Annotated in this window: 18 protein-coding genes; all 18 read left to right on the top strand. The window is 39.5% G+C overall.

Going from position 1 to position 20,431, the window contains the following annotated elements; all coding sequences use genetic code 11:
- Positions 1-5 precede the first annotated feature (5 nt).
- Positions 6-545 (top strand): hypothetical protein, encoded by a 540-nt coding sequence (locus PGP85_RS08380; protein WP_010741576.1) that lies wholly within the window; start codon positions 6-8, stop codon positions 543-545.
- Between the two features lie 653 nt (positions 546-1,198).
- Complete coding sequence (locus PGP85_RS08375; protein WP_270327014.1) at positions 1,199-2,284, top strand: replication initiator protein A; 1,086 nt, start codon at positions 1,199-1,201, stop codon at positions 2,282-2,284.
- Positions 2,285-2,338: 54 nt separating this feature from the next.
- The gene (locus PGP85_RS08370) at positions 2,339-3,859 is read left to right on the top strand and encodes a chloride channel protein (protein ID WP_010741578.1); all 1,521 of its coding nucleotides are present in this window, start codon (positions 2,339-2,341) and stop codon (positions 3,857-3,859) included.
- Positions 3,860-3,996: 137 nt separating this feature from the next.
- Entirely contained in the window at positions 3,997-5,067 is a 1,071-nt protein-coding gene (locus PGP85_RS08365) for a M24 family metallopeptidase (RefSeq protein WP_270327013.1), read from the top strand.
- Positions 5,068-5,241: 174 nt separating this feature from the next.
- Positions 5,242-6,000: a threonine/serine exporter family protein gene (locus PGP85_RS08360; protein WP_010741580.1), complete on the top strand. Its 759-nt coding sequence runs from the start codon at positions 5,242-5,244 to the stop codon at positions 5,998-6,000.
- 58 nt (positions 6,001-6,058) lie between these two features.
- Entirely contained in the window at positions 6,059-6,523 is a 465-nt protein-coding gene (locus PGP85_RS08355) for a threonine/serine exporter family protein (protein ID WP_010741581.1), read from the top strand.
- Positions 6,524-7,036: 513 nt separating this feature from the next.
- Complete coding sequence (locus tag PGP85_RS08350; RefSeq protein WP_010741582.1) at positions 7,037-8,113, top strand: M24 family metallopeptidase; 1,077 nt, start codon at positions 7,037-7,039, stop codon at positions 8,111-8,113.
- Between the two features lie 15 nt (positions 8,114-8,128).
- Positions 8,129-9,010 carry a proline iminopeptidase gene (gene pepI, locus PGP85_RS08345; RefSeq protein WP_010741583.1) on the top strand — a complete coding sequence of 294 codons (882 nt, stop codon included), beginning with the start codon at positions 8,129-8,131 and terminating at the stop codon, positions 9,008-9,010.
- A gap of 27 nt (positions 9,011-9,037) precedes the next feature.
- Complete coding sequence (locus PGP85_RS08340; protein WP_010741584.1) at positions 9,038-10,399, top strand: peptide MFS transporter; 1,362 nt, start codon at positions 9,038-9,040, stop codon at positions 10,397-10,399.
- 585 nt (positions 10,400-10,984) lie between these two features.
- Positions 10,985-12,274 carry a proline reductase-associated electron transfer protein PrdC gene (prdC, locus tag PGP85_RS08335; RefSeq protein ID WP_172463192.1) on the top strand — a complete coding sequence of 430 codons (1,290 nt, stop codon included), beginning with the start codon at positions 10,985-10,987 and terminating at the stop codon, positions 12,272-12,274.
- A gap of 26 nt (positions 12,275-12,300) precedes the next feature.
- The gene (gene prdA, locus PGP85_RS08330; RefSeq protein WP_010741586.1) at positions 12,301-14,202 is read left to right on the top strand and encodes a D-proline reductase (dithiol) proprotein PrdA; all 1,902 of its coding nucleotides are present in this window, start codon (positions 12,301-12,303) and stop codon (positions 14,200-14,202) included.
- A gap of 10 nt (positions 14,203-14,212) precedes the next feature.
- Positions 14,213-14,518 carry a CBO2463/CBO2479 domain-containing protein gene (locus PGP85_RS08325; RefSeq protein ID WP_010741587.1) on the top strand — a complete coding sequence of 102 codons (306 nt, stop codon included), beginning with the start codon at positions 14,213-14,215 and terminating at the stop codon, positions 14,516-14,518.
- 3 nt (positions 14,519-14,521) lie between these two features.
- Entirely contained in the window at positions 14,522-15,247 is a 726-nt protein-coding gene (gene prdB, locus PGP85_RS08320) for a D-proline reductase (dithiol) protein PrdB (protein WP_081631774.1), read from the top strand.
- A gap of 148 nt (positions 15,248-15,395) precedes the next feature.
- Entirely contained in the window at positions 15,396-16,133 is a 738-nt protein-coding gene (prdD, locus tag PGP85_RS08315) for a proline reductase cluster protein PrdD (protein WP_010741590.1), read from the top strand.
- A 26-nt stretch (positions 16,134-16,159) separates the two neighbouring features.
- Positions 16,160-16,639 carry a glycine/sarcosine/betaine reductase component B subunit gene (locus PGP85_RS08310; protein WP_010741591.1) on the top strand — a complete coding sequence of 160 codons (480 nt, stop codon included), beginning with the start codon at positions 16,160-16,162 and terminating at the stop codon, positions 16,637-16,639.
- A 69-nt stretch (positions 16,640-16,708) separates the two neighbouring features.
- Positions 16,709-17,725 (top strand): proline racemase family protein, encoded by a 1,017-nt coding sequence (locus PGP85_RS08305; protein ID WP_010741592.1) that lies wholly within the window; start codon positions 16,709-16,711, stop codon positions 17,723-17,725.
- Positions 17,726-17,743: 18 nt separating this feature from the next.
- Positions 17,744-18,625 (top strand): sulfite exporter TauE/SafE family protein, encoded by an 882-nt coding sequence (locus tag PGP85_RS08300; RefSeq protein WP_010741593.1) that lies wholly within the window; start codon positions 17,744-17,746, stop codon positions 18,623-18,625.
- A gap of 302 nt (positions 18,626-18,927) precedes the next feature.
- On the top strand, positions 18,928-20,421 hold the full coding sequence (locus PGP85_RS08295) for a PucR family transcriptional regulator (RefSeq protein ID WP_010741594.1): 1,494 nt from the start codon (positions 18,928-18,930) through the stop codon (positions 20,419-20,421).
- Positions 20,422-20,431: the final 10 nt, after the last annotated feature.

Below are 20,431 nucleotides of genomic sequence, written 5' to 3'. Positions count from 1 at the left end.
GTTAAATGGCGAAAAAAATGAAGCTAGATTCGCTTTTAACGGCGAATAAGAAGAATAAAGGCATTGAAAAAATGTCTGAGTACTCTAATCAAGATAAAGAAGAGAAGAAGCCCAGTTCTCAAGACCTTTTAGCAAACAGAACATTGAGTCCTGAAACAGATTTTCGGCGTTCTTCCATTCATGAAGAACCCAGGCATTTAAATGAACGGACTCCTATCCAAGAAAACACTTTTCAATCGCAAGAGAATGAGGCAGGGAAGAGGGGAAGAAAGCGTCAGTATTATGATCCTCGCTTGAAAGCTCTTGAAATGCAAAAAATCTCGGCACGCACTAAAATTCGGATACAAAATTTAATCAATGCTAAGTTTGATGGCTATACACCGGATAAGATGATTGACTTCTTATACGACTATTATATTGAAAAAGGACTATCTAGAGACGATCGAAACTTCTTAAATCAGTTAGAAGAAGCCTCTATGGAAGAGTACAAAGAGAAGCCAAAGTATCAAAAATTATTCAAAGAATTAGAAAACGATGAGAAATAAAGATAAAAAAAGTAAACCGTAATGGAAGATATACTCGTCATTACGGTTTACTTTTTTTTTGTTTATCCTATAATTCAGTTTACCTTTATTATTGTTAATTATCTTTAAAAGTATACTTTTGAAAAGTTTGATGCGTCCTTTTATAAGCTGTGGATAACTGAAAGACCCCTTATCCACCTTACTTTTTATCCACATCCTTGATTAGAAACAAAAGAGAGATTACTTTAATTAGAGTTTACCAAAAATACTTTTATATCCTTTAATAAAGTATACCCTATTTGATTTTATTTCGTTATTGTGGTAAACCTAAAATCGTTTTATAAACAAATTAAAAGTTTACTCTAAAAAAAGTTGGTCGGAAATCGCTTTACAACAGGCTTTCAATCAATTATTCTATACATGTAGAAAAAAAGCGAAAAAAAGAGTTTAAAGATTTGGCGATCTTTAAACTCAAAGGTTTGAGCTAATTTTGGCGAATTAGCCTGTCACATATAGATAAACTTATTGGGGTTAGAAAAATTGGTGTTTGCCTAACCTTTATTAAGTATACCATATTTTGGTTACTTTCTCAATCAGATATCCTGTGACAGTAAGCATTCCTTTAAAACTTTCGTGAACTATTTTGAAAGTATAAATAAGGAGGTTTTTTTGTTATGTCCACAAACTTAGATAATATTATGACTGCAACTAACTTACCCAACGGAAATTATATTCCGATCGATTTGAATTTAATTAACAATCCACAGTATGAAACTCTTTCTATTGAAGCGATGATGCTTCATGCCTTGTATACCATGCGTATGACTTGTAGTATTTACAATGCTCAAAAAGATGGCAGCTGGCTAGATGAAACTGGCCTTCCATTTATCTATTTTTCTAACGAAGAAGCGGCAGCTTTATTGCGGGTATCTGAACGAAAAGTTACAAATTTGAAAAATAATTTGATTGAAGCTGACTTGATTCAAGTTGCTCGTCATGGATTAAAAAATTATCGTATCTATGTCGCGAATCCCAAAGCTCCAGAAAAAAATAGCGTCGTGCGATTGGCTTTCAAAAATTATACTAGTACTAAATCCCTAAAAACTGTGGAAAAAGAAAGCAAAGAACAATTGCCGGAGTTATCCACTGTGGATAGAGAAGCAGAATCTGCGTCTTCGAACGCGCAAAATTTGCTTACAAGTACACAAAAAAATTTAGCTAAACAAAACACAAGAGCAACAAGAGTAACAACAACGCTGCCTGAACCAACCGCATCAACTCAAGATATGAGCCTCATTGATGGCCTAAGTGCTCGTTATGCACATTTATTACCTGAACAAGCCTTTCAGCGTTTTTTACCATTTTGTAACGGAAATTATCAAAAGGCTCGTTGGTTTGTTGATACGATTTTTAAAGCAAAATATGCCAGTACTCAGCAATATATTCAAGCTGGATTACCAGCAGAGGCAGAAGTTTTAACATTTGAGCATAATGAGTATTTCAAAGCAGATATCGGAGATGCGATTGCTAAAGCGATCGAACAAATGTATCGTTTTAAAACAGTAAAAAATCCTGAGGGGTTCTTTTATGCCTTCATGAAGGGCTTCTTTACTGAAAAAACACGTCAATATCTAGTAGATCATTATCAATTGACAGCTGAATTACAACAAACGCTTTCATGTGTTCAATTGATTATTCAACAAAAAAATACGCAATCAAAGTCGCTAAAAACGCAAAAAGTCGCTAAAAAGGTCTCCTAAGAACCCGAACCTTTGTTATAATGTAGCGGAGTCTAACAGAGAAAGGTTAATTTTATGAATAAGTTTAAACTAGCATTTTTTGGCTACAGTGGACTTTTAGGTCTAGGCGTTGGGATCATTGTAGCTTTATTTATGGGACTGGCGGAATTGGGGCATCAGCTTCTATGGCAGGTCTTGCCAAGGGCACTGGGGGATCCTCGTTTTTATCCCTTAATCGTCTGTACAATTGGGGGCGTGGCCATCGGGTTCTTTGTAAAAAACTTTGGGCGTTATCCCCGAACATTGCAAGAATCGTTTACGGAATATCAAGAAACTCAGCGGATTGATTACCATGACGGCAAGCTGATTCGAAATTTATTAGGCTCCTTGATTGTATTGCTTTTTGGTGCAAGTTTGGGACCTGAAGCGGCACTAGTCGCAATTCTTGGCGGTTTGGTGACCTATATTGCGGATCGAAGAAAAATCGCAGATGAGCAGCGCGCCGATTTGATTGAATTTGGAATTGGTACGTCGCTTGGAGTTATTTTTATGACCCCGCTGTTCGGTGTCGGAAGGTCGGTTGAACGAGACGATTGGCAAGTTGTAACGGAAAGCAAACTTAAGAAATATGTTTTGTATATTTTTACTACTTTTACTGGATTTATCGGATATCTTTTAACCTATAGTGTTTTTCCAAATCAAGAGCAAGTCTTCGCAATTCGGAGAATGGAAAGCAGCTTTACATGGCAGGGTCTTCTATTAGTTATTCCTATGATTCTGCTTGGTGCACTTTTTGGGAAGCTTTTCTTAGTGTTGCAAGACAGAGGCGAGAAATTGAACCAACGAATTCGAAATCCTCTGCCATTAGCTATTTTTGCCGGAATCATTTTAGGTGTATTAGGAATTATCTCGCCGTATTTCTTATTCTCTGGTGAACATAACTTACTATCATTTACTAGACAAGCAGAGACAATGAACTTTTTCATCCTACTGTTGATTGGTTTTGGCAAACTTGCGATTACGATGATTTGTTTGGCCTGTAACTGGCGTGGAGGAACAATCTTTCCAATGATTTTCTCCAGTATTGCAGTGGCCTTGGCTTTTGCTAATTTGTTGCCCTATTCGCCAGGACTACTTGTAGCAGTTTTTACGGCTAGTGCTTGTGCAGTAATTTTGAAGCAGCCATTTGCGACAGCCTGTTTGTTCTTATTATTGTTTCCGGTGGAATTATTCCTATGGATCTGGTTAGCCGGATATTTAGGAAATCTATTTTTACAACGAGTTCCTTTTTTCCAGGAAGAGCAAACAATCAAATCATTCAAATTTCCTGAATTACCGAAACGTCCGAAAAAGCCAACAGTTAAAAATGAAGACTTGGCGGCAACTCGAGATGTTTCTGAGTTAAGAAAAGCAGCTGATCGTAAAAAAGCAGCAGAAATGGAATCACAACCACGAGTTGCTGAACCGAAGAGAGAAATATTGGCTCGTAAAGAAGTTAGAAAACAGCGTGATCAAGCTAGTCAAGTTGAAACAAAGACAGATCAAAAAACGTCCGATGCACCAATGACTCGAATGAGTCGGCATCGACGTAAATAAGATTGAGGGGACGAAGTTGAAAAACTTTTTCCCTTCTTTTTTTTTAGATTTTTTTGAAAGCGTTGACCAAAGTTCTGCTGACTGCTACTCTATTGATTAGAAGGCTAGATCTTCAAAACAGAAAGGAACGTGTGACAATGTTAAACGAAGGAAAGATCCGTGCGTATTTGGAAAAAGAAAAACTGGATGCTTTTTTTATTGCCAAAAGAGTGAATGTTCGTTTTACTAGCGGTTGGACAGGAGACGATTCATTCATTTTGCTCACACAAGAGGGACAATACTTTTTGACCGATCCGCGCTATACCGAACAAGCGGATATTGAAGTATCAGATTATGAAATTATCAATTGGCGCTTGCCTGGACGGACTGTTGGAGATACAGTGGCACGCTTAGCTAGTGAAAAGAACATAAAAACAATCGCTTTTGAAGCTGATTATTTAACTTACGATATGTATTCTGATTTTACCTCGAAAACAAACGCGGAATTCGTACAGGCAGGCGGCGTGATTGATCGCATGCGAGCAATTAAATCTCCACAGGAAATTCAATACATGCGCAATGCCTGCGAGATTTCTTGTCGTGCTTTTAACCGAATTTTAGAGGATATCCGTGTTGGAATGACCGAAAAAGATCTGGCTGCCAGACTTTCGATGTACATGGTACAAAAGGGTGCGGATACACAGCCGTATGGAAACATATTGATCTCTGGAGCAAATACTTCTTTGTTGCATGGGATTCCATCGAAAAAATCAATTGAATATGGTGACTTCGTCTTAATGGATTTTGGTTGTCAATATGAAGGCTATATGTCGGATATGACTCGAACAGTCGTTGTCGGCAAGGCATCCGATAAACAGCGGGAAGTCTATGAACTAGAAAAACAAAGTTTAGAAGCGGCTGAAGCTGTAATGAAAAATGGTGCCGCGGTAAAAGATATTTATCAAGCATCATTGAAACCGTTGGAAGGAACAGAATATCCGCAATACACCTACCGTAATATTGGGCATAGTATCGGTTTGTTCGTACATGAATTACCGTACATCGATGAACAATATGACGATGTTTTAGAAACAGGTATGGTAATGACCATCGAACCAGGAATCTACATTCCGGATTGGGGCGGCGTGCGGATTGAAGATCAAGTTTTGATCACAGATGACGGCTATGAAAATATGATCAGTATTTCTCATGATTTGATTGAATTATAAGCGTGAGATAGGCTATACTAAGACGACGACGGCAGAAAGCTGTCGTCGTTTTTTAGCAGTTGAGTAATACCGTTTCAAATAAAAAATTTTGTCCGTATCACGGATATTCAGTTTTATGATCTGGTCATATTTTTACTAAAAAAATTCTAAAGATTTAAAAAGAGGTGGAAACGGATGAATGAACGGGAAGCTTTTGACTTCGTCTATGATATTGGTGAAACATTATTGAAAAATGGTGCAGAAATTAAGCGAATTGAGACGACTATTCGCCACATTGCAGAGGCTTTGGAGTTAAAAGAATTCGATAGCTTTGTATTGATTAATGGCATATTTATGACGGCAAGGCTGAAGGATCAAACCGTTCAGGCTCGAGTAAGAGACATTCCAATCTCCCCAATCAACCTAGGACGGATTGAACAGATTAATACTTTATCACGCAGGTTAACGGAAAAACGATTGAGTCCAGAAGATGCTAACGAGTGGCTGCAAGAAATAAAACACGAAACTTTTGCATCGAACCCGTTAAAGATTTTTGCCTATGCTTTTGGGAGCGCCAGCTTTTGTTTCATTTTTGGCGGAAGTCTGTGGGACACAATAGGGGCCCTCGTTTTAGGCGTTTTATTGGCTTGTTTCTCAATATACTTATTACCGAAATTTAACATGTCGGACATTATTTCTACGATTACTAGTAGTGGTTTTGTCAGTATTTTGGCTTGCATATTTGTTCATTTTGTTCCAGTCTTGCAGTTGACTAGTTTGATTACCGGAGGGATCATCTCGCTTTTACCGGGGGTGGCTATTGTCAATGGGATTCGCTACTTGTTTGATGGTGACTACAGTTCTGGCTGGGGACAGATGATCAACGCTCTGATAACGGCACTTTGTGTGTCGGTTGGAGTAGGTTTAGTTTTACGAGTGTTTAGCATGTTGTAAATTACTAGGTGTATGAAAAGTATATAAATTCTATCAAGTTGTGAAAGGTGTGAAGTCAATGATCAATATTTTGTTTCAGATTTTGGCCGGTTTTTTAGGAACGATCTCTTTTGCAGTGCTGTTTGAAGTTCCGCGTCGATATTATGTCCATTGCGGAATGATCGGTGCCTGCGGCTGGTTCATCTATTTATTAATCATGCAATTTTGGGTAGCACCGGTAGCGGCAACTTTTATTGCTTCGTTGGTCCTGATTTATCTTTCACGAGAAGCATCGTTTGCTTTGAAGGCGCCGGTGACGATTTTCTTAATTTGCGGTATTTTCTGTTTGGTTCCGGGAATGGGAATTTACAACTTTACCTATAATTTTTTTATTGGTGACTCTTTGAAAGCAGCTCACCTTGGTGTTCAAGTTTTGAAAATTGCGATTGCGATTGCAGTTGGGATTACGGTAGGGTACGAGCTATCACCCAAATTTTTCTATTCCTACCATAAAATGAAAAAGAATAAAAATTCACTCTCATGAATAAAACGATAAACAGCCTTGTTGTATAACAGAGCTGTTTTTTATTTTTATGGAAGCAATTAAAAAATCAATGGTCGCTTTCAAAGGTGTTATTGAAAATCTCATTATTTTAATAGAAAAATAAATTCATGAGAAAAAAATAAGGAAGCTAAATTACGCGAGATATAATAGAATAAGCGCCGTTTTTTTTGAGAATTATTCCAAATAAGCGCCGATTTGGAAAAAAAAATTAAAGAATTATTTAAATAAGCCGAAAGATATAGTAAACTAGTGGAAGCGGATACGAATAATTAAATTTGATTTTTTTCTGTGAAAGGCTTGAAATTCAAATGGTTTTATGGTTATTTTAAAACTAGTGATAGGTGAATAGTTGCACAATTTTTATTGCTAATTTCAAACTGTTGCATAGCAGTTTGTCTCCGCGGAAAAAGATTACTAACAGCTACGTGAAAGCAGAGCTGTTTTTAATAATGCCAACAGGCAAATAATATCAATCAAAAGGAGTGAAACATTTTGAAAGAACGTCGCGTTGAAAGAGTAATTGAAAAAATGAAGGAACAAGGTTATGGCCAACTGTTAGTTTCAGATCCAACAACTATTTTCTATCTAACTGGTCGCTGGATTCATCCTGGTGAACGGTTGTTAGTATTAGTGATTACTCCGGATAACAAAAACACATTGATCGTTAACAAATTATTCCCAATCGAAGAAGATTTGGGCGTGGAAAAAGTATTTATTGATGATACCGACGACGCTGTGAAGAAGGTACTTGAGTATGTTGATACTGACCAAAAAATTGGTATTGATAAGAATTGGCCAGCTCATTTCTTATTGCACCTGCTGGAACTTGCTCCAAATGCAAAACTAGGTAACGGTTCAGAAGTTACCGATGCTGTACGTGCTATTAAAGACGAAGAAGAAAAGCAATTGATGCGTGATGCACAAGCGGATAATGAGATTGCTATCGATCGTTTGAAGAAATTATTACCGCAAGAATTAACTGAAGCTGAAATGGCAGACAAATTAGGTGAGATCTATAAAGACCTAGGCAACACGGGGTTCTCATTTGATCCAATCGTAGGTTATGGAGCAAATGCGGCAGATCCTCATCACGAAACAGATGATTCAAAAGTAAAACCGGGCGATTCTGTCATCTTGGATATCGGCGGGATTAAGAACTCATATGCATCAGACATGACTCGGACGTTCTTCTATAAAGAAGTGTCTGACAAGGGCCGTGAAGTTTATGAAATCGTAAAGGAAGCCAACCAACGCGCGATTGATACTGTGAAACCGGGCGTGAAATTGTCTGATATCGATGCAGCAGCTCGTGATTATATCACTGAGAAGGGCTATGGCGAATATTTCACTCATCGTCTTGGACACTTCATCGGAATTGATTGTCATGAAACCGGAGATGTTTCCGGCGCAAACGACAATGTTGCAGAAGTTGACAACGTATTTTCAATCGAACCAGGAATTTATATTCCAGGAGAAGTTGGTGTACGGATTGAAGACTTGGTGATTGTAACAGAAGACGGTTGCGAAAACTTGAATCATTACCCTAAAGACTTAGAAGTAATCGGTTAGGAGGCCGCGCAACGTATGAAAATCGAAGAAGGATATATGCCTTATCTAGGGCATCAAACTTATTATCGGATTGTTGGTGAACAAGCAGGTAATAAAAAGCCATTGATTGTCATGCACGGCGGACCTGGATCAACTCATAACTATTTTGAGGTACTAGATGAAATGGCGGTCGATGGCCGCCAGATCATCATGTATGATCAACTGGGTTGTGGAAAATCCGCGGTACCTTCACAGCCGGATCTTTGGACGGCTGAAACATGGGTCAATGAACTGATTGCTTTAAGAGAGCATCTAGGTTTGGACGAAGTTCATCTATTAGGACAATCTTGGGGCGGCATGCTAGAGATTATTTATGTTTGTGACTATGCACCGAAAGGCGTTAAGAGTATGGTACTTTCAAGTACGTTACCTTCTGCAAAATTGTGGGCACAGGAGCAACACCGTATGATCAAATTCATGTCGGAAGAAGATCAAGCAGCCATCGCAAAAGCCGAAAAAACCGGCATTTATGATGATCCCGCTTATCTTGCAGCAAATGATCGCTTTATGGTACGCCATGCAGCACCTGTATTTACCGAAGATGATCCTGAACCTTTGCGCCGTAAAAAAGTTGCAGGAACAGAAAGCTACGTAACGGCTTGGGGACCAAATGAGTATTCACCTGAAGGTACTTTACACGGGTATGACTACACAGATAAATTGGCTGATGTCACTATCCCAACACTTGTTACAAGCGGCACAAATGATTTGTGTACGCCTTTAGTAGCGAAAACCATGTATGACGCGATTCCGGGAGCGAAATGGGAATTGTTTGCCTACAGCAGACATATGCCATTTGTTGAAGAACGTGAAAAATACATGAAACTATTGGAAGAATGGTTAGCAGCAAACGATTAATATTTTTTAAAGAGAGAAGGAATGATAGTGGAAACAACTCCAGTAAAAACTAAAAAACCTTTTGGGTTTTATGTCTGCGCAATGGGCTTCACCTTCGAACGTATGGCCTTTTACACAGCGAAATACATGTTGGCGATCTGGATCGCTACACGGACAACGGCTTCAACTGGCGGACTGGGAATGACAACAGCACAAGGGGCAATGATTTCTGCCTATTTCGTAGCAGCAACATACATCACGCCGACAATCGGTGGAATTATCGCCGATTATTGGATAAGTCCTCGGATTTGTGTACCGGTGGGAATGTTAATGATGGGTGCCGGCTATTCCTTAGCCTTTTGGGCAAATTCCATGAGCATGGTAATTTTGATGACTGTTTTAGTGGCTCTTGGAACAGGATTATTTAAAGGAAATCTATCAGGGGTCAATGGGCTACTTTTTGATGATGAGAAAGCTTTAAACGAAGCCTTTTCCATTCAGTATTCATTCGTAAATATCGGATCATTCATCGGAACAACGTTCTTGGTATTGTTAATTCCTAAATTTGGCTTTAACTTTGTATTTTTGATTTGTGGTCTATTATTAATTTTCGATGCTATTTGGTTTGTTGCGAATGGACGCTCTTTAGGAGATGCAGGGAAGAAACCATTTAAAGTTGACCAACGTAAATTCGAATCTGCTGGTAAAAAAGCAGAAGGCGCGGATACGAAATTAACTTCGGGCGATAAAAAACGGATGATTGCAATTTTCTTAGTAACGATGTTCTCTGTAATCTTCTGGATGGTGTGGTATATGGCATATATGCCAGCGTACTACTATTTTGGTTATGGCGATGGTGCTGGATTCTTAGAGCGCGCGAACTGGGTAGTGGGCAGTTTCAAAGTGCCAACTTCTTATTTTGACTCAATGAATGCCTTAACTTGTATCATCTTAGGTCCAATTTTAGGACGCTTATGGACAAAATTAGCTGCTCGTCCTAAGGGTGACATGAGTATGTTCAAGAAAACAGCATTAGGTATGATGTTAGTAGGTGTTTCTTACCTTGCAATGGTATTAGGTGATGTGGTTGGTAAAGGGCATGCAAGTATCTTGTGGTTAGTCCTTGTCAGCTTATTGATGTCAGTCGGCGAAATGGTCTTTTCTCCATTAGGGAACTCCTTCATTTCAAAATTGGCACCAGCCAAATTCATGGGAATGCTGTTAGGTTTCTGGACGATTGCAGTATTTTTCTCACAATTGCTCTATCCGATCATTTATGCGAGATTAGAAACAGATGTACCGGGCGACTTCCAAATGGGCTACGGTGTTCTTGGGGCAATCGTTATTGTCCTAGGATTAGTGTTATGGATTGGTAGTAAAACTTTGGACAAATTGGAAACAGCTGAGTAACTTGTTTATCAAAGCTCTCACCTCAATGAGGTGAGAGCTTTTTTTGTAGAAATAATTATAAGCCTGTTTGTGTATGAACGAATAGTTTAAATCAGAAAATAGAGACAACGTTATCACTATCTGATTTCTATCTGCTCGTTTAACTATTTAATGTGAACTGGTATACATATAAATCTAAATTAATAGTGAGCTGCAAATTGATAAAATGCATTTATAGTCGTGGGGTTTAATTGATAACGCCTATCAATTAAATAACGGAAATTATCTCTAAGATAATTTGTGAAATAACGCAGTATGTTCTCAGTGATTTGTAGAAAAAGATCGCATTGTCGATTGTATACAAAGGGTATAAATATTGTAAAAAAGGCATTTGCAAACGTTTTTTGGATAATTGTAGCTTTTGATGAAAATTTAATTAGAGAATTCAAAAAAATATGGTTATTCTATATTTTTTTGTCAGAAAATATCAAAATTATCGAGAAACGACCTTTTACATGAGGTGTGATTATGCTATTATTTACTTGAACTACGGGTGGCTGATTTGCTCAAGTTCGAACAAACGAAGAAGCGAGGAGGTGAAATAATTTGACACAAATTCTTATACCATTAAAACAACATGTCGGCGCTCCTTGTAAAGGAATCGTGAAGGCAGGTGATCAAGTCCAACGAGGACAACTGATTGCTGAACCAAATGGCTTAGGTGCAAATATCCATGCAAGTTTTTCTGGAAAAGTAGTAGATGTGGATGGTGACAATATTGTTCTGACGATTGATGATGAACAAGATTTCTCTAAGTATCTGCCTATCCCTGAGACAGAATCGAATGCAAAAGCTGTCGAAGCTGCCGGGATTGTCGGTGCTGGGGGAGCAGGTTTCCCAACATTCTTGAAACTTGCTTGTGATATTCCAGAAGGAACATTTATCGCAAACGGTGCAGAGTGTGAAGCGTTGCTAGCTCATAACGTGAAACAAATGAGTGAGCACATCGATCAATTGATCCGCGGGATGAAATATTGTATGGAGATGACTAATGCTCCAAAAGGTGTGATCGCTGTAAAAGGCAAACACCGTATGTTAGTTACACGTTTATTAAAAGCAGTGGACAACGAACCAACACTCGATGTTTATCAACTGCCGGATATCTATCCAGCTGGGGATGAGCGAATGATCGTTCGTGAAGTAATGGACATTGTTTTAGAACCGGGTCAATTACCAACAGAGGTTGGTGCAGTGATTGATAATGTGGAAACGATCAAACGTATCGCGGAAGCAATTGAAGATCGCAAACCGTTCATTGACAAAGATGTGACCGTATCGGGTCGCGTAAAACAAAAAGAAACTGTATTTGTTGATGTGCCAATCGGTACACCAGTTAAAACATTGATTAACAATGTTGGCGGATACGTTGAACCTCATGGTGAAATCGTAGTTGGTGGGCCAATGACAGGAAGAAGCGGCGATGAAATGACACCAATCACTAAAACTAGTGGCGGTGTGTTAGTCGCAATGCCATTCCCGCAAGAAAGTCGGAAAGTCGGTCTTTTAATTTGCGAATGTGGTGGTTCTGCTGAACGTATGACCGAGATTGCCAACAACATGGGCGCAGAAGTTGTCGCTGCTGAAAGATGCAAGCGAATGGTAGAAGTAAATGGAAGATATAGATGTGCCCTGCCAGGTATTTGTCCAGGTCAAGCTGCAACTGTTATGTCCTTGAAGAAACAAGGAGCAGAAGTAGTGATGACTGGATCTTGTTCCGATTGAACGAACACCGTAATGGGTGTAGCTCCTAGGTTAGGAGTTCCGGTTTATCATCATACAGATCATGTACTGCGGGCAGATGGTCACAGACTATATCGTAAATTACCTACAAACTAATTTAAAATTTTAGGAGGATTTAACGAATGTCTATTACAGCAGAAACTGCTAAAGAACATGCCAAAGACCCTGCAGTACTATGTTGCCGTGCAGAAGCAGGCAAAGTAATTGCACCAGATGATTTAGAAGATCCAGCGATCTTCCCCGATTTAGAGGATTCAGGCCTATTAGAATTGCCTGAAAACACTCTAACAATCGAACAAGTACTTGGTACGACATTGAAAGAAACAACGGATGCGTTGGTTCCATTAACAAGAGTATTATTAGATGGTGTTTCTGAAGACACTGAAGAAGTAGCGGAAGAGGAAGCTCCTGTTGAAGAAGCAGCTCCGACTCCAGTTGCTCCTATTGCTCCGGTAGCACCAGTTGCGCCAGTCGGCGGACAAACAATTAAAATCCATATTGCTGAAGGACGCGGCATTGATTTAGAAGTACCAATGTCTATCGCAGGCCAAATGGGCGTAGCTCCAGCAGCACCAATGGCTCCAGTTGAAGCGGCACAAGCCCCAGCAGCACCAGCGGGTGAAGTTGCGGCTCCAGAAGCTAAAGTCGAAGAAAAAGTAGTTCGTTCGGTTCGTCGTGACCACATGAAGATCGAAAAAGTCATCTTTGGTGATGAAACGAAAATCGATGGAACAACTTTAGTTCTACGCAAAATGGAAGATATGTGTGCAGAAGCAGCGGAACTAGAAGAACTAGTTGAAAGTGTTACTTTTGAAATCATTACACCAGATAAATACAACGAATATAGTGAAACGATCATGGACGTACAACCAATCGCTGCTAAAGTTGATGGCGCGGATATCGGCCATGGTGTTACTCGTGTGCTAGATGGCGTTGTAATGGTTCTTACAGGTACAGACGCAAATGGTGTTCAAATCGGTGAATTCGGTTCGTCTGAAGGCGAATTAGACCGCAACATCATGTGGGGACGTCCTGGTGCACCAGATAAAGGCGAAATCTTCATCAAAACACAAGTAACGATCAAAGAAGGCGCGAATATGGAACGTCCTGGACCATTAGCCGCTCATAAAGCATCTGACTACATTACTCAAGAAATTCGCGAAGCAGTGAAAAAAGCGGATGAATCTTTAGTTGTAGAACAAGATGAAATCGTACAAAAACGTCGTATTGGTAACAAACGTGTGATCGTCGTTAAAGAGATCATGGGTCAAGGTGCAATGCACGATAACTTGATTATGCCAATCGAACCAGTTGGAACATTGGGAGCAAAACCTAACGTTGACTTAGGAAACTTACCAATTATTTTAGCTCCGACTGAAGTATTAGATGGTGGGATTCATGCATTGACATGTATTGGACCAGCATCAAAAGAAACTTCTCGTCACTACTGGAGAGAACCATTAGTGCGCGAAGCAATGGAAGACGAAGAAATCGATTTAGTCGGTGTTATGTTTGTTGGTTCTCCACAAGCGAATACTGAAAAATACTATGTTTCTAAACGTTTAGGTATGACAATCGAAGCGATGGATGTTGATGGCGCGATTGTTACGACTGAAGGATTTGGTAACAACCATATCGACTTTGCTTCACATATTGAAGAAATCGGCAAACGCGGCATTAAAGTTGTCGGGGATTCTTACTCAGCAGTACAAGGTGCGTTAGTTGTCGGTAACACAGAAATGGTTGCAATGGTAGACAACAACAAATCAATGCAAGGGATCGAAAACGAGATCTTGTCTAATAACACACTATGTAAAGAAGACGCAATTCGTGATTTAGCAATGCTGAAGACATTGATGGGCGGCGGTACAATCAAAGCGGCCGAACGTAAATGGAATCCAAATGTTAAAGCAAACAACATTGAAATCATTGAAAAAACTACAGGCAAGAAGATTGACCTAGTAGATAACGAACAAGTCTTACCTAAGAGTAAAAAACGCCAAGAAATTTACGAAGTAGAATAAAGGTGAAGTAATGGATGGAATGAACAAACTCAAATATATTTCGACGGAACAGATGTTTGAAGGGATCATCGTTGAACTTCATGATGCCAGCGTGACGATTGACTTAAAAGGTCGATTGGGTCAGCTTAAAATACCTCGTCGAATGATCATTTCTGAGTACAATCTAGAAATCGGTCAAGAAGTTGGGTTTTTAATGACTTATCCAGAAGTTTTGGCAGAAGAGCCGGATGAACATTATAAAACTGCTATTTATGAGCATGAACGTCGTCGGGCCGAGGCCAGAAAAAAACGTGAAGAAGCAAGAGAGGAGAATTAACACATGGGCTTAACAGTCTTTGAAGGGTTACAGTCAGAAATTTTTGTGCCGATTACGCCAAAATCTGTCTTTACCCCTGTTAAAAAAGAGCTTAAAGAAATGCGCGTGGCATTAGCAACTGCAGCCGGCGTACATTTGAAAACAGATAAACGGTTTAACCTAGCGGGTGATACTACTTACCGTGAAGTACCAGATACTGCATCAGTAGATGAATTGATGGTTTCTCATGGAGGATACGATAATGCCGATGCGAACCGCGACATTAACGCGATGTTCCCATTAGATCGCCTACACGAATTAGCAGCGGAAGGATTCATCAAAGAATCTGCCCCTGTACACTACGCATTTATGGGTGGTGGTGGAGACCAAGATGCATTCCACGATGTGACTGGTCCTGAAATCGCACAAAAATTAGTAGAAGAAGAAGTCGACGCAGTTATCTTAACCGCTGGCTGAGGAACCTGTCATAGAACTGCCGTGATCGTGCAGAGAGCTATTGAGGAAGCAGGGATTCCTACTATTTTAATCGCAGCATTACCACCAGTTGTACGCCAAAACGGTACTCCACGTGCTGTTGCACCGCGCGTACCAATGGGTGCCAATGCTGGTGAACCAAACAACATTGAAATGCAGACAGGTATCATGAAAGATACTTTGGAAGCACTAGTATCAATCGAAACGCCAGGGAAAATTGTTCCTTTACCTTATGAATACATTGCCCACGTCTAGATCAAGAGGCTGATTTAATAAGTGCTTAGCGTCGAGAAATAAGACGGAGATTCCTAAAATTATTTTCAAATTTTTTATGAATTTTCGGCTTATTTCTGAAGACGCTACTTATCTTAATCACCGTTTACATTGAAAGTAGGTGTGAATAATGCGAGGCGAAACTTTAAAGATCAAAGTTTTTCATATGGAAGAAGTCACCATAGGTAGCGACTTCCATGTCGAACCAACTCGTTTAAAAATCAAGCAAGACTTTGATTGCAAGGACGCCGTTATTCAGAAGCTGACGATTCGATTACTCCCACCACAGCAACATAATGTTGAAACCAACACCATCATGGATATCATTCCGATCTCTACGAAGGTGTTGGGTGTGTTGGGTACAGGGATCACGCATACACTTACAGGGGTTTCGATCGTTATGACCGGAGCCATCGAAGAAGGAGAACAAATGCATGAATTTGGTTCTTCTGAGGGTGTTTTGCGTGATCATTTAGTATTGAATCAAGCAGGGACGCCTAAAGCCGAGGATTACATTATTTTAGTGGATCTTTTAGCGAAAAAGGGGACCCCTTTTAATCGTGAGCTTTGTCTCAAAATGTTTGCAATCGTGGATGATTTTGTTCAAGAAATTCGCGAAAGAATGAAGATGCTGGAAGGAAAAGATGCTTGCGAGTCTCATGTCTATGAAGAGAGTAGCAATCCAGGAAAACCCAAAGTTGCTTTGGTTAAGCAAGTGGCTGGTCAGGGAGCAATGTATGATATGCTGCTTTATCCAAATGAACCGAGTGGTTTTAAGGGCGGCTGTTCCATTATCGACATGAACAATATGCCTGTCTTTTTATCAGCAAATGAGTATCGCGATGGAGCGATTCGTTCCATGGTTTAACTGAATAACGGATAGGTGGTGGCGTTATGGGAATTGGCCCATCAACAAAAGAAACATCACTGCATCATTTTCAAGATCCGCTCGTTGACCTTTTAGGCAAGGACCCTGATATCGACTTTCAAGGAGTCGTAGTAGTTGGGACCCCGCAGAGCAACGCAATGAAATATCTAGTCGGACAGCGTACTGCTGCATGGTTGGAAGGAATGCGCACGAACGGTGTGATTGCTGCAACCGATGGCTGGGGAAATTCAGATGTAGACTTTGCGAACACCTTAGAGGAAATAGGCCGTCGAAATATTAGCGTGATCGGCCTCAAGTTCATTGGTACACAAGCTAAATTTGTCGTGGAAAATGACTTTACGAAGCACGTTTTAGACTTTAATAAATCGGCCGCCGGTATCGAGACGGAAGTGGTTGGTGAAAATACGATCAATCAACGGGATGCAGTAAAAGCGCTTGCGTCAATCAAATTAAAAATGCGAAAAGATAATCAACAACTACGTTAAAGTAATTTTTTATGAATATGAATCACCAAAGTACTATTTTTAATTAAGTAGGAAACAAGGAGGATAATCATGAAAGTATCAAAAATGATCTCAGCAATCGACACTCACACAGCAGGTGAAGCTGCTCGTTTAATTATTGGTGGAATTCCTAAATTCCCTGGCGAAACAATGGCAGATAAAAGAGCTTATTTGGAAACAGAAGCAGACGACCTGCGGAGAATGTTGATGCTGGAACCACGTGGGCATCGTGATATGTTTGGTGCCTTTATTACTGAACCTGTCCATAAAGAAGCGGATTACGGAATTATCTTTATGGATTCAGGCGGCTACTTGAATATGTGTGGTCACAACACGATTGCAGCAATGACTTCAGCAGTGGAACAAGGCTGGGTTGATGTTAAAGAAGGCGGCCGTGAAGTAAAAGTTGTTCAGGATACACCAGCGGGAATCGTACACGGTACAGTACATTTAGATGAAGACTACTCAGCAGAGTCAGTGTCATTTGAGAATGTGGAATCATTCCTTTATAAAGAGAACGTGAAAGTAAACGTTCCTGAACTTGGTGAGATCGCAATGGACATCTCTTTTGGCGGCAGTTTCTTTGCTATCTTGCCGGCAAAATCAGTTGGTTTAGAAATTAAACCAGAAAATGCGTCAAAATTTAACGACTTAGGTATGATTATTCGCGATGCAGTGAATGAACAAATCGAAATTCAACATCCGACATTGGATCACATCAAAACTGTCGATTTGGTCGAATTTTATGGTCCAGCAACAAGTCCAGATGCGACATATCAAAATGTTGTGGTCTTTGGTGATGGACAAGTTGACCGTTCTCCTTGCGGCACAGGTACAAGTGCAAAACTTGCGACATTATACGGCAAAGGCGAAATGAAAGTTGGCGACACGTTCGTGTATGAAAGTATCTTATGCACGAAGTTTAAAGGTGAAATTGTTGAAGAAGCGGAAGTTGGGGGATATAAAGCAATTATTCCTCGAGTAACAGGTTCGGCGTATGTCACTGGATACAACTCATTCTTGGTTGATCCGAAAGACTCCTTGAAGGATGGTTTCCTTCTGGGATAAAGATGAAGGAGGGGTAATATGGTAACAGTACTATTAGCGATTTATATTGGTTTGATCTTATTACACACGGCAAATATGGGACGCGATTTGGTCAAAAATAAAGATGACTTGGGACATGGAAATTGGTTTGTTTCAGGAATCATTGGTTTCATTACAGATTTTTTAGATACGTTAGGGATCGGAAGTTTTGCACCAACAACGTTGCTTTTGGACTTTACAAAACAATTAAGTTCTGACCGTTTGTTACCTGGAACTTTAAATGTGGGTCATGGGATTCCGGTATTGGTTGAAGCATTTATCTTCACTCAGGTAGTTGATGTATCGCCAGTAACCCTATTTGCTTTAGTTGGTTCTGCAACGATCGGCGCGTTTATTGGTTCAAGATTTGTAACTGGTTTGCCGGAAAAGAAAGTTCAACTTTGGATGGGCTGGGCATTGATTGTTACGGCTATATTGATGTTCGCACGTCAACAAGGTTGGATCGATATCTTAGGTGCAGATAATACAGCGACTGCATTGACAGGAATTAAATTGATCATTGGTGTTGTGATTAACTTCTTCTTAGGAGCATTGATGACGATCGGTGTTGGTTTGTATGCGCCATGTATGGCAATGGTTTATATGTTAGGTTTGAGCCCGCTAGTTGCTTTCCCAGTAATGATGGGTTCATGTGCAGGTTTGATGCCAATCGCAAGTTTGAACTTTGTTAAGACAGGTGATTACGCGCGTAAAGTTAGTTTAGCGATCACTGTCGGTGGGATTATCGGGGTAATTATTGCTGCGAAATTCGTAACTGGCTTAGATTTAGAAATTCTAACTTATATCATCATTTTAGTAATTATTTACACTGGTATCACTTATATTCGTAAGAGTATGAAGCCGTCAGCAGCAAAAGCGTAAAAAAAATAATTTGAAAACTATCAACTCAATTGAGTTGATAGTTTTTTTGTATGTTTTGATAAACATAGGCCGAGCCAGTGGTTCAGTAGAAATTTCAGCGAGAAAAACGATTCTCACAGTTGTCATGATTCATCCAAGATAATTTTTTCAAAGTAGTTATTTTCATCGCTCAACAACTTGAAATGGTTTGAGTTATGTATTTTTCGAATGGATTTATTTTAACAAAACATTTAGATTTCAATGAAATTTTATTCATTTTTTGATAGAATAAGCCAAACGTTTTCAAGAATGGAGGAATACATTTGAATGTTCAAGATATATTGAGATTGCCGTCAATGAAAGGGGCCCAAATAATTGCTGGCGAGCCGCAAAAACATCGTTTAGTCACCACGATCTCTGTTCTAGAAGTATCTGAACCCAGCTTATATAGTCAAATGCCTATTAAGGGTGAGTATTCCGGGAATGAACTGGTACTTACATCCTTTGCTCAGATTGCAGAAAATGTAGAGAAGCAACTTGAGATTGTTTCTATTTTGCACCAGCATAACCAATTAGGCATTATTCTATATTATGTCGGACTCATCATGCCGAAGGTTTCCGATGAATTATTGACTAAGATGAATGAGCTGAAAATGATTTTGATCTTGATGCCGGTTAATCGAATTGATTTAAGATATAGCGAGGTTATTTCTGAGGCTTTATCCTATATCAATGGGGAAGAAAATGAGCTCGATCCTCAGCAGGATATTTTACTTGAGACGATTCGGCAATTGCCGGCTCCTAATCAAATTGAGACCGCCTTGAGCATTCTGTCAGACAAATTTAAATGTAGTCTATTCATTAAAAGCCGTGAGAATGAGGTCTTATTATCGAAGGCATGGCCTAGAAGCTTAGATCAAAGTTTAAGGGAGATTATTGCTGACAAGAGTGAGAGCGATGCGACGAAAAATTCACCGATAGAACTAAATCAGATCTACTATTTTCAAACCAATACTAGGTTAGCACTTGCCGCATTAGAAACACACTATTATTTAGCCATTTTCAAAAAGGAGCCTTTAGCGGAAAAGCAGCATGCAGGAATAAAGACGATTATTGAAAAAACGATTAAATACTTTGGAGAAGAGCAGCTGCTGAATACAGGGCAACAATTTTTTTCAGCATGCCAAACAGGTGATTATCATACGGCCGCTTTATTGGCTCAGAAGGAAGGCATCGACATAAGTAAACCTTTGAAACTGTATTGCATGCAAAGGGAAAAGGTAAAAAGGAGTGGACGGATTTCTCAGTTAAATGGAATTTATTATAAGGAGCAGGATTTAGAATGGATAGTTGGAAATGTTGAGGAGCAATCACTCCAGAACATTTTTTCTACAAATGAGTTGAATTCTGACTTTTTCTTTATCAGTGGAGAATTTACAGGTCTTATTTCTATTTCAACTCAGATGACGGTCATAAAAAAGCAAATTGATGACAGTAAAAGGGTCTTTCCCAAAAAGCACTGCTTTTATCCAGAAGATCTATATTTACTGCAAGATGTGACATTAGATACAGAGCTGATTTACTTAGAACGTTATCTGGAAGAAGAATTGATTGAGACACTGGCAGTATATTTTTTAGACTGCGACGAGAATATAAACGAGACGTCCAATGTACTTTTTTTGCATAATAATACGATCAAATATCGTTTAAAACGTGCACAAGAGCGATTAAAAGTGTCTTTCTCTCATACAGCTTCACGCTATCTGCTGATTAAAAACTTGATTTATTTTCGAAAATATCCCCAAAAACGGCTATAGGAGGCTAGTT

The organism is Enterococcus malodoratus, assembly GCF_027659535.1.
GTDB classification, from domain to species: Bacteria; Bacillota; Bacilli; order Lactobacillales; family Enterococcaceae; genus Enterococcus_A; species Enterococcus_A malodoratus.
This window is presented reverse-complemented; position numbering and strand designations above follow the sequence as displayed.